Source organism: Mesorhizobium australicum WSM2073, assembly GCF_000230995.2.
GTDB lineage: Bacteria > Pseudomonadota > Alphaproteobacteria > Rhizobiales > Rhizobiaceae > Mesorhizobium > Mesorhizobium australicum.
In genome coordinates, this window is record NC_019973.1 from 4484087 (window position 1) to 4498338 (window position 14252).

Annotated in this window: 15 protein-coding genes; 4 read left to right on the forward strand and 11 right to left on the reverse strand. The window is 62.6% G+C overall.

Translation table 11 applies throughout. The annotated features are described in order from the left end of the window. Positions 1 to 39 precede the first annotated feature (39 nt). Complete coding sequence (locus tag MESAU_RS21655; protein ID WP_015318161.1) at positions 40 to 957, forward strand: pseudouridine-5'-phosphate glycosidase; 918 nt, start codon at positions 40 to 42, stop codon at positions 955 to 957. 185 nt (positions 958 to 1142) lie between these two features. On the opposite strand, the gene MESAU_RS21660 is transcribed toward MESAU_RS21655, so the two are convergent. After that, positions 1143 to 1466, reverse strand: a complete 324-nt coding sequence (locus MESAU_RS21660) for a TfoX/Sxy family protein (RefSeq protein ID WP_015318162.1) — start codon at positions 1464 to 1466, stop codon at positions 1143 to 1145. A 90-nt stretch (positions 1467 to 1556) separates the two neighbouring features. Here MESAU_RS21660 and MESAU_RS21665 point away from each other — a divergent pair, with 90 nt between their 5' ends. Further along, entirely contained in the window at positions 1557 to 2054 is a 498-nt protein-coding gene (locus tag MESAU_RS21665; protein WP_015318163.1) for a GFA family protein, read from the forward strand. Positions 2055 to 2087: 33 nt separating this feature from the next. Here the strand turns inward: MESAU_RS21665 and sufA are convergent, their stop codons facing one another. The 8 genes from sufA to MESAU_RS21700 all read right to left on the reverse strand — a co-directional run bounded on the left by sufA (position 2088) and on the right by MESAU_RS21700 (position 9222). Then, complete coding sequence (gene sufA, locus MESAU_RS21670) at positions 2088 to 2468, reverse strand: Fe-S cluster assembly scaffold SufA (protein ID WP_015318164.1); 381 nt, start codon at positions 2466 to 2468, stop codon at positions 2088 to 2090. Positions 2469 to 2569: 101 nt separating this feature from the next. Further along, a complete protein-coding gene (locus tag MESAU_RS21675) occupies positions 2570 to 2959 on the reverse strand; it encodes an SUF system Fe-S cluster assembly protein (RefSeq protein WP_015318165.1) in 390 nt (129 codons plus the stop codon). Positions 2960 to 2980: 21 nt separating this feature from the next. Further along, complete coding sequence (locus tag MESAU_RS21680; RefSeq protein WP_015318166.1) at positions 2981 to 4225, reverse strand: cysteine desulfurase; 1245 nt, start codon at positions 4223 to 4225, stop codon at positions 2981 to 2983. 5 nt (positions 4226 to 4230) lie between these two features. Next, positions 4231 to 5499, reverse strand: a complete 1269-nt coding sequence (gene sufD / locus MESAU_RS21685; protein ID WP_041163856.1) for a Fe-S cluster assembly protein SufD — start codon at positions 5497 to 5499, stop codon at positions 4231 to 4233. Positions 5500 to 5539: 40 nt separating this feature from the next. Next, complete coding sequence (sufC, locus tag MESAU_RS21690; protein ID WP_015318168.1) at positions 5540 to 6295, reverse strand: Fe-S cluster assembly ATPase SufC; 756 nt, start codon at positions 6293 to 6295, stop codon at positions 5540 to 5542. 31 nt (positions 6296 to 6326) lie between these two features. Then, positions 6327 to 7844 carry a Fe-S cluster assembly protein SufB gene (sufB, locus tag MESAU_RS21695; protein ID WP_015318169.1) on the reverse strand — a complete coding sequence of 506 codons (1518 nt, stop codon included), beginning with the start codon at positions 7842 to 7844 and terminating at the stop codon, positions 6327 to 6329. A 46-nt stretch (positions 7845 to 7890) separates the two neighbouring features. Beyond that, a complete protein-coding gene (locus tag MESAU_RS31290) occupies positions 7891 to 8034 on the reverse strand; it encodes a hypothetical protein (RefSeq protein ID WP_015318170.1) in 144 nt (47 codons plus the stop codon). A 27-nt stretch (positions 8035 to 8061) separates the two neighbouring features. Beyond that, positions 8062 to 9222 carry a cysteine desulfurase family protein gene (locus MESAU_RS21700; protein ID WP_015318171.1) on the reverse strand — a complete coding sequence of 387 codons (1161 nt, stop codon included), beginning with the start codon at positions 9220 to 9222 and terminating at the stop codon, positions 8062 to 8064. A 254-nt stretch (positions 9223 to 9476) separates the two neighbouring features. Here MESAU_RS21700 and MESAU_RS21705 point away from each other — a divergent pair, with 254 nt between their 5' ends. Beyond that, positions 9477 to 10151 carry an alpha/beta hydrolase gene (locus MESAU_RS21705; RefSeq protein ID WP_015318172.1) on the forward strand — a complete coding sequence of 225 codons (675 nt, stop codon included), beginning with the start codon at positions 9477 to 9479 and terminating at the stop codon, positions 10149 to 10151. Positions 10152 to 10234: 83 nt separating this feature from the next. Here MESAU_RS21705 and MESAU_RS21710 read toward each other — a convergent pair whose 3' ends face one another. Both MESAU_RS21710 and MESAU_RS21715 read right to left on the reverse strand, forming a co-directional pair. Then, complete coding sequence (locus tag MESAU_RS21710; RefSeq protein ID WP_015318173.1) at positions 10235 to 11056, reverse strand: phosphatase PAP2 family protein; 822 nt, start codon at positions 11054 to 11056, stop codon at positions 10235 to 10237. 31 nt (positions 11057 to 11087) lie between these two features. Continuing rightward, complete coding sequence (locus MESAU_RS21715; protein ID WP_015318174.1) at positions 11088 to 12731, reverse strand: ArnT family glycosyltransferase; 1644 nt, start codon at positions 12729 to 12731, stop codon at positions 11088 to 11090. 230 nt (positions 12732 to 12961) lie between these two features. On the opposite strand from MESAU_RS21715, the gene tyrS reads away from it, so the two are divergent. After that, complete coding sequence (tyrS, locus tag MESAU_RS21720) at positions 12962 to 14215, forward strand: tyrosine--tRNA ligase (protein ID WP_015318175.1); 1254 nt, start codon at positions 12962 to 12964, stop codon at positions 14213 to 14215. Positions 14216 to 14252 lie beyond the last annotated feature (37 nt).

Here is a 14252-nt window from a genome sequence, read left to right on the forward strand (position 1 = left end):
TCCTGATGGACGCGCCGCACTCCGGATTGGAGATCAGAGATGACGCCAGAGACCGCCCGCCCCTTCATCGATGTCCACGCACCGGTGGCGCAGGCCCTGGCCGCCGGGCGCCCGGTGGTGGCGCTCGAAAGCACCATCATCACCCATGGCATGCCCTATCCCGACAATGGCGCCATGGCGGCCAACGTCGAAAAGATCATCGCTGACGGCGGCGCCGTGCCGGCAACCATCGCGGTGGTCAACGGCCGCATCAAGATCGGGCTTTCGGACGGCGAACGCGAATCGCTGGCGATGACCGGTGACGCCATGAAGCTGTCGCGCGCCGATCTCGGCTTCGCCGTCGCGCAGGGCCGCACCGGTGGCACCACGGTCGCCGCCACCATGATCGCGGCTGACATGGTCGGGATAAAGGTGTTCGCCACCGGCGGCATTGGCGGCGTGCACAAGGGGGCGGAAAAGAGCTTCGACATCTCGGCCGACCTCGATGAATTGGCGCGTACACCGGTGATCGTCGTCTCGGCCGGCGCCAAGGCGATCCTCGACATCGAAAAGACGCTGGAAGTGCTGGAGACGCGCGGCGTGCCCGTGGTCGGCCATGGCTGCGAGACGATGCCGGCCTTCTGGTCGCGGCAGTCACCGTTCCGGGCGCCATTGACCTTGCACGGACCGGAAGATATCGCGCATTTCTACCGGACACGCCTGGCTCTGGGCTTGGGCGGCGGCATGCTGATTGCCAATCCCGTGCCGGAATCCCACGAAATCCCCGCTGAAGAAATGGCGGGCTACATCGAAGCCGCGCAAAAGGCGGCCGAAGCCCTCAACGTCACCGGCAAGGCCGTGACGCCGTTCCTGCTGGGAAAAATCCTCGAACTCACCGGCGGCCGCAGCCTGAAGACCAACATCGCGCTGGTCGAGAACAATGCAAGGCTGGCGGCTGAGATCGCCAAGGCGCTGTAGGGACTGCCAAGAGAGTCCCCCTCACCCGGATTACCAAGACCGAATTGCAAAGAGCAATTCGGGGCAATCCGACCTCTCCCCGAGGGGAGAGGAACTTGCGGCCTCAACGCAAACCTCTTCTCCCCGCCGGGGAGAAGGCGGCCGCGAAGCGGCCGGATGAGGGGTGGCCTCGCGCTGGCGGGAGCCTACTTCCCCGCCCGCCGCCCAGCTTCGTAGGCGCGTCGCGCCCACACCGTCATTTCGTCGGGATCGTCGAAAGCGCTGTCGGGAATGCTCCAATAGGGCATGGCGACAAGCTTGCCGTGGCGAGAGCCGGTGTAGGTCCATTGCCGGCAGCCCGCGGCTTCGAACTCCGATGCGCTCTGCGCGTCGGCTTTCAGCAGCAATTCGCCGCGCAGCACGATGGCGACGATGACGCCATCGAAATAGATGCCTTTGCCGCCGAATAGTTTTCGGATGCTGACCGGACCGAGGCCCTCGAACAGTTCCGCGATGCGCTCATTGTCCATGCCGCGATCATGTCACTGGCATTTGGCCTTGTCATCGCCGCAACCAAAATCATGCTGACAGGTTGTGGCTATCCTGTCGGAGTTTTAGCCATGCCTGTGCTGCTCAAGGGGTCCTGTCGCTGCAACGCCGTGCGTTTCGAGGTGGAAAGCCACACGCCCGTGCCGTTCATGCTGTGCTACTGCTCGATCTGCCGTAAGCAGCAGGGCGGCGGCGGTTTCGCCATCAATCTCGGCGCCGCCTACGAGACGCTGAACATCAGGGGCAAGAGCAATCTCGGCGTCTATCGCGCCGAGATCGAGGATGACGAGCATCCCCACTGCGAGATATCGACCGGGGAGCGCAATTTTTGCCGCAAATGCGGGTCGGCGCTCTGGCTCTACGACCCAACCTGGCCGGAGCTGGTGCATCCCTTCGCCTCGGCGATCGACAGCGACCTGCCGAAACCACCCGAAAAAGTGCATCTGATGCTGAAATACAAGGCGAACTGGGTCGAGCCTGAGATCGGCAAAGGCGACAAGACGTTCGACGTCTATCCCGAGGAATCGATCGCGGACTGGCACAAGCGGACGGGTATGTGGGTGGAGTAGCTTTCTTCGCCCCGTTTACGGGGCGAAGGAAGATCAGGCCGTGGCGCGCGCCTCGGCCAGCGCCTTGAGATCGGCCGGCTTCAACTCGACCGACTCGCCGCAGCCGCAGGCCGAACTCTGGTTCGGGTTGTGGAAGGTGAAACCGGTGCGCAGCGTCGTCTGCTCGAAATCCATCTCGGTGCCGAACAGGAACAGGGCGGCTTCCGGCGCGACATAGACATGGGCGCCATCGCGCTCGATATGGTCGTCCTTGGTGTTGGGCTCGGTCACCAGATCGACCGTGTATTCCATGCCGGCGCAGCCGCCCTTCTTAATGCCAAGGCGGATGCCATGCGCGTTTTCGCGCGTGGCGACGATCTCGCGCACCCGGTCAGCGGCCTTTTCGGTCATCGTGATGACGGCAAAGCGTCCCATGTTTTTCCTTCTCCATTCCATGCAGGTTCAAGGCCTGCCGAATGATTCCTCACCTAAAATGGTGAAGTTTTACCACCGGCGCAAGTGTGCCAGGTGCGGCGCTAGTACCAGCCCACCGCCACCTGCGCCTCTTCCGACATGCGGTCGGGCGTCCAGGGTGGGTCGAAAGTCATGTTGACTTCGACGCCGGAGACGCCCTCGACGGCGCCGACGGCATTTTCCACCCAGCCGGGCATTTCGCCGGCCACCGGGCAGCCAGGCGCGGTCAGCGTCATGTCGATCTTGACCGAGCGGTCGTCCTCGACGTCGATCTTGTAGACGAGGCCAAGCTCGTAAATATCGGCCGGGATTTCCGGGTCGTAGACCGTCTTCAGCGCCGAGACGATATCGTCGGTCAGCCGCGCCAGCTCATCAGCGGGAATGGCCGAGGCGGAAACGACGCCGTTACCCGAGTTTTCCGGCGTAGCTTCGGTGGTGGTCACATCATCCATGGTCGTCACCCGAAAAAATCGTCATCCGAAGAATTTGCGCGCTTTTTCAAGCGCCTCGGCCAAAGCGTCGACTTCTGCCCTGGTATTATACATGCCGAACGATGCCCTGCATGTGGAGGTTACGCCGAAACGTTTCAACAGCGGCTGGGCGCAATGGGTGCCGGCACGGACCGCCACGCCTTGCCTGTCTATCACCATCGACACGTCATGGGCATGAATGCCTTGCAGCTCGAAGGAGATGATGGCGCCCTTGCCGGGCGCATCGCCGAAGATGCGCAGCGAGTTGATGGCGCGCAGGCGCTCGTGGGCGTAGGTCTTCAAGTCTTCCTCATGGGCGGCGATGCGCTCACGACCGACAGAGTCCATATAGTCGAGCGCGGCGCCCAGTCCGATCGCCTGGACGATCGGCGGCGTGCCGGCCTCGAAGCGATGCGGCGGCTCGTTGTAGGTGACGATGTCTTCCGTCACCTCCTCGATCATCTCGCCGCCGCCCATGAAAGGCCGCATGCCGGCGAGACTATCCTTCTTGCCGTAGAGGACACCGATGCCCGAGGGACCATAGACCTTGTGGCCGGTGAAGACGAAGAAATCGCAGTCGAGATCCTGCACGTCGATCGGCATGTGCACCGCGCTCTGGCTGCCGTCGACAAGCACCGGAATTCCACGCGAATGCGCGATGCGCACGATCTCCTTGATCGGTGTCACCGTGCCCAGCGCGTTCGACATTTGCGTGATGGCCACGAGTTTAGTGCGATCGGACAGCCGCTTTTCGAATTCCTCGATGTGAAAGACGCCGAGATCGTCGACCGGCACCCAGACCAGCTTGGCGCCCTGCCGCTCGCGGATGAAGTGCCAGGGCACGATGTTGGAGTGGTGCTCCATGATCGACAGCACGATCTCGTCGCCCTCGCCGATATTGGGCATGCCATAGCCATAGGCGACGGTGTTGATGGCCGACGTCGTGTTGGAGGTGAAGACGATGTTGTCGGTGCTTGGCGCGTTGAGGAAACGGCGCACCGTTTCCCGCGCCTTTTCGTAAGCGTCGGTGGCGGCATTGGACAGAAAATGCAGGCCACGATGGACGTTCGCGTATTCCTGGCTGTAGGCGTGCTGGATCGTGTCCAGCACCACCCGCGGCTTCTGCGCCGAGGCACCATTGTCGAGATAGACCAGCGGCTTGCCGTAGACTTCGCGCGACAGGATCGGGAAGTCGCGGCGGATCGCCTCGACGTCGTAGAAATCTCCAATCTTGCCCGGTGCGTTCATCAGCTTCACCCGTGCGTCACAAACCACTCGTCGAGCTTCGCTTCCAGCGCCTCGACAATCGTCTCGTCGTCCAGTTCCTCGATCACCTCGGCGACGAAAGCCTTGACCAGCAGACCGCGCGCGCTCTTTTCGTCGACGCCGCGCGCCATCAGGTAGAATAGATGGTCGTGGTCGATCTCGGTCACCGTCGCGCCGTGGCCGCAGACGACGTCATCGGCGAAGATTTCGAGCTCCGGCTTGGTCGAGAACTCGCCATCGTCGGACAGCAACAGCGTGTTGCAGGCCATCTTGGCGTTGGTCTTCTGCGCATATTGATGGACGTTGATGCGGCCCTGGAAGACGCCACGCGCCTTGCCCGTCACCACGTTGCGGACGATCTCCGTCGAGGTCGTGTGCGGCACGGCGTGGTCGAGCACCATGGTCACGTCAGTGTGGGTGTCGCCGGCGAGCAGGTTGATGCCGCGCAATCGGAAGTCGGCGCCCTCACCTGTCGTCTTGACCATGATCTCCTGGCGCACAAGCTTGCCGCCGGCGTTCATGACGAACAGCGTCAGTTTCGCGTTCTTGCCGATATGGGCCTTGAACTGTGCCAGATGCGTCGCCGTCTCCGGCTGCTCCTGCACGATCAGCCACGTTACCTCAGCACCTTCGCCGAGCACGAGTTGGCTGACCGAACTGGTCAGCGCCGCGCCCTCGCCCGCCTGACGCTCGACGATGACGGCCTTGGCGCCGGCGCCGACGCGAACGGCCAAGCGCACATGGGTCTGGCCGCCGGCCTGCAAATTCTGCAGCTCGATCGGCTTTTCCAGTTCGGCGCCATCGGCGATGTCGACAAAGTAGCCGTCGGCGACGAAAGCCGTGTTCAGCGCACCGATGGCATCGTCATTGCCATAGGGATCGAGGCCCGGCGCGATGCTGCCGTCGGTCAGCTTTTCCGACAGGCGCTGGACGCTGACGCCCTCGACAATTGGCGCCTTGGCGCTCGATGCGCCGTTCAACAGGCTCAGAACCGTCGAACCGTCGACGATTGGCGCGATGGCTTTCGCCGCGGCGGCCGGGTCGAACTCCGGCACCGCGTTCAAAAGACGGCGCAGGTCGGTATAATGCCAGGATTCGATGCGTCGCGTCGGCAAGCCATGCTTGATCGCTTCGATGGCATCGTCGCGCTTCAGCATCACCGCGCCGTCGCCCGGCAACAGCGACAGCCGGTCGCCGAACGCGTCGATCAACGCTGTCTCGGCCGGTGTGCGCTGCGGTTGTGTGTGCATATTCATCAGCTTTGCCCCGTCTTTTGGCACAAAATGACCTGGCATCTCACGCGGCTTCGCCGATCACGCCGGCATAGCCATTGGCTTCGAGGTCGAGCGCCAGGGACTTGTCGCCCGACTTGATGACCTGGCCCTTGTAGAGCACGTGCACGCTGTCGGGCACGATGTGCTCGAGCAGGCGCTGATAGTGGGTGATGACCAGGAATGCCCGGTCCGGCGCGCGCAGCGCGTTGACGCCGTCGGAGACGATCTTCAGCGCATCGATGTCGAGGCCGGAATCGGTCTCGTCGAGCACGCAGAGTTTCGGCTCCAGAAGCTTCATCTGCAGGATCTCGGCACGCTTCTTCTCGCCGCCGGAGAAGCCGACATTGAGCGGCCGCTTCAGCATCGCCATGTCCATGCTGAGCGAGGCGGCGGCTTCCTTCACGCGCTTGAGGAATTCCGGGATTTTCAGCGGCTCTTCACCACGCGCCTTGCGCTGCTCGTTCATGGCCACCTTGAGAAATTCCATGGTCGCGACGCCCGGTATCTCCATCGGATACTGGAAAGCGAGGAAAATTCCTGACGTAGCGCGCTCGGCCGGATCCATTTCGAGGATCGACTGGCCGTTGTAGAGGATGTCGCCCTCGGTCACCTCATAGTCCTCGCGGCCGGCAAGGATGTAGGACAGGGTCGACTTGCCCGAGCCGTTCGGGCCCATGATCGCGGCGACCTCGCCGGCTTTCACCGTCAGGTTCAGGCCGCGGATGATCTCGGTGCCGTCATCGACGATGCGAGCATGCAGGTTCTTGATCTCAAGCATTCTTTGTTTCCTGAATATTTATCTGGGCTGGTCAGCCCACCGAGCCTTCCAACGAGATGCCGATCAGCTTCTGCGCCTCGACGGCGAACTCCATCGGCAGTTGCTGGATGACGTCCTTGACGAAGCCGTTGACGATCAGCGCGATGGCTTCCTCCTCGGGGATGCCGCGCTGCATGACGTAGAATTTCTGGTCCTCGGAAATCTTCGACGTCGTCGCCTCATGCTCGAACTGCGCCGTCGAGTTCTTGGCTTCCATGTAGGGCACGGTGTGGGCGCCGCACTGGTCGCCGATCAGCAGGCTGTCGCAGTTGGTGAAGTTGCGGGCGTTGGTTGCCTTGCGGTGCGCCGAGACCTGGCCGCGATAGGTGTTCTGCGAGAATCCGGCGGCGATGCCCTTGGAGATGATGCGGCTCGACGTGTTCTTGCCGAGATGGATCATCTTGGTGCCGCTATCGACCTGCTGGTAGCCGTTCGACACGGCGATCGAATAAAACTCGCCCGAGGAATCGTCGCCGCGAAGGATGCAGCTTGGATACTTCCAGGTGATCGCCGAGCCGGTTTCGACCTGGGTCCACGAAATCTTCGAACGGTCGCCACGGCAGTCGCCGCGCTTGGTGACGAAGTTGTAGATGCCGCCCTTGCCCTCGGCGTCGCCGGGGTACCAGTTCTGCACGGTCGAATATTTGATCTCGGCATCGTCGAGCGCGACCAGTTCGACCACCGCGGCGTGAAGCTGGTTCTCGTCGCGTTGCGGCGCCGTGCAGCCCTCGAGATAGGAGACGTAGGCCCCCTCCTCGGCGATGATCAGCGTGCGCTCGAACTGTCCGGTGTTCTTCTCGTTCATGCGGAAATAGGTCGACAGCTCCATCGGGCAGCGCACCCCCTTCGGCACGAAGACGAAGGACCCGTCCGTGAATACGGCCGAATTCAGTGTGGCGTAGTAATTGTCGGAGGTCGGCACGACCGAGCCGAGATATTTCTTCACCAGTTCGGGATGCTCGCGGATAGCTTCCGAGATCGAGCAGAAGATGACTCCGGCCTGCGCCAGTTCCTTTTTGAAGGTGGTGACGACGGACACGGAATCGAACACGGCGTCGACGGCGACGCGGCCCGACTTGTAGACGTTGTCGCTGGCTTCCTCGAACTCCGAGGCGTCGGTCTTCTGGACGCCTGCGAGGATCTCCTGCTCCTTCAACGGAATGCCGAGTTTCTCGTAGACTTTCAAGATCTCAGGATCGACGTCGCTGAGCGAAGTCGGTCCGGGCGTGCTCTTGGGCGCCGCGTAATAGTAGATGTCCTGGAAGTCGATCTTGGGGTAGTTGACGCGCGCCCAGGTCGGCTCTTCCAGCGTCAGCCAGCGCCGATAGGCTTCGAGGCGCCATTCCAGCATCCAGGACGGTTCGTCCTTCTTGGCCGAGATGAAACGGATAATGTCTTCGCTCAGGCCCTTGGGAGCCTTGTCGACGGCGATCTCGGTCTGGAATCCGTATTTGTATTGGTCGACGTCGATCTTTCGGACCCGATCGATCGTGTCCTGCACAGCAGGCATAAGCGTTCTCCATCCACGCCGGGGTCAAGGCCCGACAGTTTTCAAACTATGGCACCGCCAAATGGACACCGAGCAGCATCCGCGGCAGCGTAAGTTCAATATAGTGCGCCTCGACCGGAAATTCACCCGGCCAGCATGAAACGCACGGCTCTACCAGGCCGAAAGGCCCAAATCCGTTTTTCTCAAGCATCGGATTCTCCGTCCGATGCTCCAACCGCTAGGCGGCCTTCTCTCTACCCGCCCGACGCGCGGCAATGCTTGCCAGCGCGGTGCGGAACAGTTCGATGTCCTCGGCGGCGGTCGCGGCACCGACCGAGACGCGCAGGGCGCCAAGGCTGTCGCCGTGCCCCATGGCTTTCAGCACATGGCTCGGCCCGACCTTGCCCGACGAGCAGGCGGATCCGGCGGAAAGCGCCACGCCTGCCAGATCGAAGGCGATCTGGGCGGTTTCGGCTTTTACGCCGGGAATAGCGAAGAATGTCGTGTTGGCAAGCCTTGGCGCGCCCGTTCCGAAGATTTCCACGTCCGGCACCAGCGTCTTCAGGATGGCTTCGGCCTCATCGCGACGCTGCCGCACGGCACCGACGGCCTTCAGTCCGGCCAGGGCTTCTCGTGCAGCGGCGCCAAACCCGGCAATGCCAGGCAGGTTCTCGGTGCCGCCACGGTGGCCTTTTTCCTGGCCGCCGCCATTGATCAGCGGCGTCGGCATCATCAGGTCGGCCGCGGCGACGATGGCACCGGCGCCCTTGGGGCCGCCGATCTTGTGTGAGGATAGAATTGCATAGTCGGCGTATCCAGCCGCCATGTCGATCGAGACGCGGCCAGCGGCCTGCACGGCATCGACGACAAGAATGCCGCCCTCCGCCTTGACGATTTCGGCAATGCGATCGATCGGCTGGATGACGCCGGTTTCGTTGTTGGCGGCATGGATCGCCACCAGCGGCAGGCCGTCGGCCTTGTCGTGGCCGGCGAGCGCCGCGGTCAAGGCGTCGAGGTTGACGATGCCATCGGCGTCGACACCGATCCGCGTTACCTGGCTTGCCGGGAAACGTCCGCCATTCAGCAGGCACGGATGGTCGGCCTCGCACACGTAGAGCCGGCTCATGCCAATGGCGCCGCGCCCCATCCGCCAGTCCGGCGTCAGAAGCGCCGAGGCGGCCTCGGTCGCACCCGAAGTGAAGACGACATGTTCGGCCTTGCCGTTGACCAGTGCCGCCACGTCGCGCCTGGCATTGTCGACGAGCCTGCGCGCGGCGCGCCCCTCGGCATGGACCGAAGAAGGGTTGGCCGCATCAAACGCCGCGACCATGGCCTCGCGCGCCGCTGAAAGCAGCGGCGCACTGGCATTATAGTCGAGATAGGCGCGTCTCGCGGCCATTTTTGTCCAGTTCTTCCCGTCAGAAGCCATTCCGCCGACGTATGGCGTTATTTCCTTGAAATTCCAAGGCAAGCCGTCCTATTTACGCGGCTTGCGGCGAGGGCGACCGGGCGATTGCGTTTCGGCCACCCAGTTTTGAACAATTCTAAACTAGCTTCTATGAAGACGCTCGCCCTGCGTCAAGGTCTGTGGAAGCGGGGCCAGAGGAACAGTTTTCCGAGCACCGCGCACTTGTATGTCACGTGGAGTATTTCATGCCTGAGGTCATTTTCACCGGTCCGGCCGGCCGCCTTGAGGGACGCTACCAGCCCTCGCGAGAAAAGAGCGCGCCGATTGCCATCGTGTTGCATCCGCACCCGCAGTTCGGCGGCACGATGAACAACAAGATCGTCTACGACCTCTTCTACATGTTCCAGAAGCGTGATTTCACCACGCTGCGCTTCAATTTTCGCGGCATCGGCCGCAGCCAGGGCGAGTTCGACCATGGCACCGGCGAGTTGTCGGACGCGGCGGCGGCACTCGACTGGGTGCAGTCGCTGCATCCGGATTCCAAGAGCTGCTGGGTCGCCGGCTATTCCTTCGGTTCGTGGATCGGCATGCAGCTGCTGATGCGCCGGCCCGAGATCGAGGGCTTCATCTCGATCGCACCGCAGCCCAACACCTATGATTTTTCCTTCCTGGCGCCCTGCCCGTCTTCGGGCCTGATCATTCATGGCGACGCCGACAAGGTGGCGCCGCCGAAGGATGTGCAGGGCCTGGTCGACAAGCTGCATACGCAGAAGGGCATCACCATCACGCAGAAGACCCTGCCCGGCGCCAACCACTTTTTCGCCAACGACGCCGATCTCTTGATCGAGGAATGCTCCGATTATCTCGATCGACGGCTGGCGGGAGAATTGTCCGATCCGAGGCCGAAGCGGCTGCGTTAAGACATCAGGCCAGGCGTGTTCGCGGGGCTATGGGCGGGCGGGCAATGTCCGCCTCGCCATATGCTGCGGTACGGTCCGGCAGCTTATTTTTCCGGGGCAATAAGCCGGAACGATGATTTGCGGACCGGCAATCCTGAAGCTGCCGGCCGGAAGATGAAACCGAGCCTGGCAAAGACCAGTCCGCACGCCAGCGCGAAGGCACAGCCGAGGCCGAAGCCGGCGACGGTGTCGCTTGGATAGTGCGCGCCGACGAAGACCCTGGTCGAGGCGATGCAGCCCGTCACCACAAGGGCGATATACCAACGCCGCGGAAACAAAAGCAGCAGGATACCGAACACGGCGCCCATCGTCGTGGCGTGGCCGGACGGAAAGCCAGCAAAGCGCGCATCGAAGGCAAAGGGGTGCAGTGCAAGGACGCCAAAATCCTGGAAGTAGAGCGGGCGCGCCCTGCCAATGGCATATTTCAAGACATTGACGGTCAGGCCCGACAGGCCAACGGCGCTCAGCACCAGAAAAGCCAGACAAGTCCAACTGTAGACCAGCATCAGCGCGCGCCGCGAAAGGCTTCGCCAATCCGTCAGATTGGCCGCGACAAGCAGAAGCGCGGACGGGATGAGATACCAGCCGCCCAGTCCGAACTGTGTGAAGAATTCGGCAAGCCTGGCGGCACCCGCCGACCATTGGCCATGGGCTACCCCCGCCGGCGTATCGAGACGAACAAAGGCGGCTGCCGTCAGAAAGACCCAGACCAGTCCCCACGCCCACCATGAGATGTTGGGATAGCGAGCGGGCCGAACGGCGAGGCGCCGCCTTGCGATCCGCAGGGTGTCGCGAAAATTGTCGAGGGACCGGCGTCCTATCCCGAGGAGGGAGCTGGTAACTGGTGGGCGTGATTTCACGAGCATTGGAAACTGGACTCTGTCATCGACCCAGCCGTCATTGGGCCACACGATAAAGGCCGAGCGACAGTTTGTCTCCCGACGAATAGTTGAGGCCATCGATTTCAGCGACGCGGTTCACCGATTTGCCTCGCACCGACAGCATGCCATTCAGCTTCTGCTCATCCCCGATCGGGGCCAGCCCCAAGGCACAGGCAGGATCGGCGAGCAGGTGCTCCGCCACGCCTCCGACATCGGTCAGCACCGTTTTCGTGCCGACCAGAAACACCAGGCTCGGCTCCTGATACCGCGCCGAGGCCAGCACCGTTGTGTCGCATGCCTGGTTGGCAAGCACGGCTTGCCTGATCGCCGGGCTCAGCCACATCGGCTTCAGCGACGGCGCGATGACCCCGAACAGCAAGGCATAGGTGATGCCCGCGCAGGCGGCGGTGGCTCCAATGCGAGGCAGCGGCACCTGCAACTGCCTGGAGAATGCGAGATAACCGGCGCCCAGCGCTGACGCTGCCGCAGGAATGCTCCACCAGGAGAAACTGTGCGTAAGGTAGATCGGTGCCCCGATACAGACCGCCGCCAGCCCGAGGCTGACCACCACCAGACCGAACGCGGTCGACCACCACAACCACTGCTGCCAGCGCTTGAGCGGCGCATTGGCGTCCTGCGGCGACAACGTCAGCAGCCAGCCGATCAGCAGCGCCATGCCGGGATAGGCCGGCAGGACGTAATGCGGCAGTTTGGTCGGGATGAGTTCGAACACCAGCCAGAACGGAATGTACCATGCCAGGCAAAAGCGCAGCCTGAAATCGTCGCGCACACGATTGAGGGCCTGCAGGCCGGCGCCGACCGCGATCAGGCCGAACGGCCACATGAACAGCGAATAGGTCAGCATGTAGAAGCCGGGCGGCAGGCCGTGCGATTCCTCTCCGGACGCGACCTTGTTCAGCATATCCTTGCCGACGGCTTCCTGAAAAAAGGCGCCGCCGCTCTTCCAGCCGATAAAAGCGACCCAGGGCAGCACGATGAGCAAAACGAGCGCGACGCCGCGCACGAGCTTCAGCTTCAAAAGCCAGCGCCAGTCGCGTTCGAAAGCAAACAGCGCGGCCGCCGTCAGCAGTGACAGAAGCGGGGCCACGGGTCCCTTGATGAGGATCCCGACGCCTTGCGCGAACCAGAATATCCACGGCAGATGGCCGGCCACCGGCTCGTTGCGGCGCGACGCCAGGTAGACTTGCGCCAGCGCGCCCTGCGCGGCCACGCAGCAGGCCAGAAGCATGGCGTCGGTTTTGGCGTCGCGTCCCTCGAACGCGGTTGCGAAGATCGCCGCCATCATCAGGCCGGCGGCAAGGCCGGCATTGGCGCCGAACAATTTTGTGCCCGTCCAGCCGATGCCTAGGACAGCGAGCGCGATTCCGAGCATCGAGACAAGGCGGTACACCCAGATCGGTGCGGCCGCGCCCTCGCCGCTCAATGCGACGGCAGCCGATTGCAGCCAGTAGATGCCGATCGGCTTCTTGTAGCGCGAGACATCCTGGAAGCGGATGTCGATATAGTCGCCGGTTTCGACCATCTGCTTGGTCGCCTGGACAAAGCGGGACTCGTCGCGGTCGATCGGCGGAAGGCTCGCCAAGCCGCTGAAACTCATGACCAAGCTGAACAGAAAGAGGAAGAGGTAGTTTCTGTTCATCGCGGGAGCTTTCCGGATCTGATCTGCGGGACGACCCCGTCGCGGCGTGCGGGCGCTGCCCTTGCGCGGCGCCTCATTACGCCAGCGGCATGGATGAGGCAAGGATTCGCAAATGCCATCCGCGCCGGCCGCAAAACCGGATTCCACTTTTGCTGATCGCGCTTGGGTGCTAAACGCGCGCGTTCACATAAGCCCGCGCTGGACGGGCACACGCTTTCGGGAAAGAAACGATGCCTGCCTTCAAATCCGATTTCCTGCGCACGATGAGCGAGCGCGGTTTCATCCACCAGACCTCGGATGATGCCGGTCTCGATCAACTCTTCGCCAAGGAGACGGTGACGGCCTATATCGGCTTCGACGCCACCGCCAGGAGCCTGCATGCCGGCTCGCTGATCCAGATCATGATGCTGCACTGGCTGCAGCAGACCGGCCATCGGCCGATCGCGCTGATGGGCGGCGGCACCTCGATGATCGGCGACCCCTCCTTCAAGGACGAGGCGCGCAAGCTGCTCACGCCGCAAGACATCGACGGCAATCTTGCCGGCATCCGCCGCAACTTCATGCCCTACCTCAAATTCGGCAGTGGTCCGAACGACGCGGTCATGGTCAACAATGCCGACTGGCTGATGGAGATCAACTACGTCAATTTCCTGCGTGATGTCGGCCGGCACTTTTCCGTCAACCGCATGCTTGCGTTCGATTCCGTCAAGTTGCGGCTCGATCGCGAGCAATCGCTTTCGTTCCTCGAATTCAACTACATGATCCTGCAGGCCTATGATTTCGTCGAACTCTACAAGCGCCTCGGCTGCCGCCTGCAGATGGGCGGCTCCGACCAATGGGGCAACATCATCAACGGCATCGATCTCGGCCGCCGTATGGAAGATGCGCAACTCTATGCGCTGACCACGCCGCTGCTCACCACCTCGTCCGGCGCCAAGATGGGCAAGTCGGCGTCGGGTGCGGTCTGGCTCGATCCGCAGATGCTGAGCCCTTACGAGTTCTGGCAGTACTGGCGCAACACCGAGGATGCCGACGTTGCCCGGTTCCTGAAACTCTACACCACATTGCCGCTGGACGAGGTCGCACGGCTCGAGCGGCTGGGCGGCTCCGAGATCAACGAGGCAAAGAAGATTCTCGCGACCGAGATTACCGCCCATCTGCATGGCCGCGCTGCCGCCGAACAGGCCAGCGAGACGGCGCGAAAGACTTTCGAGGAAGGCGCTCTCGCCGACACTTTGCCGGCCGTCGAGGCGGACAAGGCCGCGCTCGAAGCCGGTGTCGGCATCCTGTCGCTATTGGTCAGCGCCGGGCTGGCATCATCCAATGGCGAGGCACGGCGGCACATCCAGGGCGGCGCCGTGCGCCTGAACGACCAGGCGGTCAGCGACGACCGCCGGCTGGTGACGCTTCAGGATTTGAGTCCGGAAAACGTCATAAAGCTTTCATTGGGCAGGAAAAAACACATCCTGGTCAGGCCGGCCTAAGGCCCTTGGAGCCGTTTCCCGGAAACGGCTCCAACTA

Coding starts and splice junctions, on each gene's coding strand:
- MESAU_RS21655 (WP_015318161.1), top strand. CDS start 40: ATGACGCCAGAGACCGCCCGCCCCTTCATCGATGTCCACGCACCGGTG.
- MESAU_RS21675 (WP_015318165.1), bottom strand. CDS start 2,959: ATGGATGATGTGACCACCACCGAAGCTACGCCGGAAAACTCGGGTAAC.
- sufD (WP_041163856.1), bottom strand. CDS start 5,499: ATGAATATGCACACACAACCGCAGCGCACACCGGCCGAGACAGCGTTG.
- sufB (WP_015318169.1), bottom strand. CDS start 7,844: ATGCCTGCTGTGCAGGACACGATCGATCGGGTCCGAAAGATCGACGTC.
- MESAU_RS21700 (WP_015318171.1), bottom strand. CDS start 9,222: ATGGCCGCGAGACGCGCCTATCTCGACTATAATGCCAGTGCGCCGCTG.
- sufA (WP_015318164.1), bottom strand. CDS start 2,468: ATGGGACGCTTTGCCGTCATCACGATGACCGAAAAGGCCGCTGACCGG.
- MESAU_RS21710 (WP_015318173.1), bottom strand. CDS start 11,056: ATGCTCGTGAAATCACGCCCACCAGTTACCAGCTCCCTCCTCGGGATA.
- MESAU_RS21665 (WP_015318163.1), top strand. CDS start 1,557: ATGCCTGTGCTGCTCAAGGGGTCCTGTCGCTGCAACGCCGTGCGTTTC.
- MESAU_RS21660 (WP_015318162.1), bottom strand. CDS start 1,466: ATGGACAATGAGCGCATCGCGGAACTGTTCGAGGGCCTCGGTCCGGTC.
- sufC (WP_015318168.1), bottom strand. CDS start 6,295: ATGCTTGAGATCAAGAACCTGCATGCTCGCATCGTCGATGACGGCACC.
- MESAU_RS21705 (WP_015318172.1), top strand. CDS start 9,477: ATGCCTGAGGTCATTTTCACCGGTCCGGCCGGCCGCCTTGAGGGACGC.
- MESAU_RS31290 (WP_015318170.1), bottom strand. CDS start 8,034: ATGCTTGAGAAAAACGGATTTGGGCCTTTCGGCCTGGTAGAGCCGTGC.
- tyrS (WP_015318175.1), top strand. CDS start 12,962: ATGCCTGCCTTCAAATCCGATTTCCTGCGCACGATGAGCGAGCGCGGT.
- MESAU_RS21715 (WP_015318174.1), bottom strand. CDS start 12,731: ATGAACAGAAACTACCTCTTCCTCTTTCTGTTCAGCTTGGTCATGAGT.
- MESAU_RS21680 (WP_015318166.1), bottom strand. CDS start 4,225: ATGAACGCACCGGGCAAGATTGGAGATTTCTACGACGTCGAGGCGATC.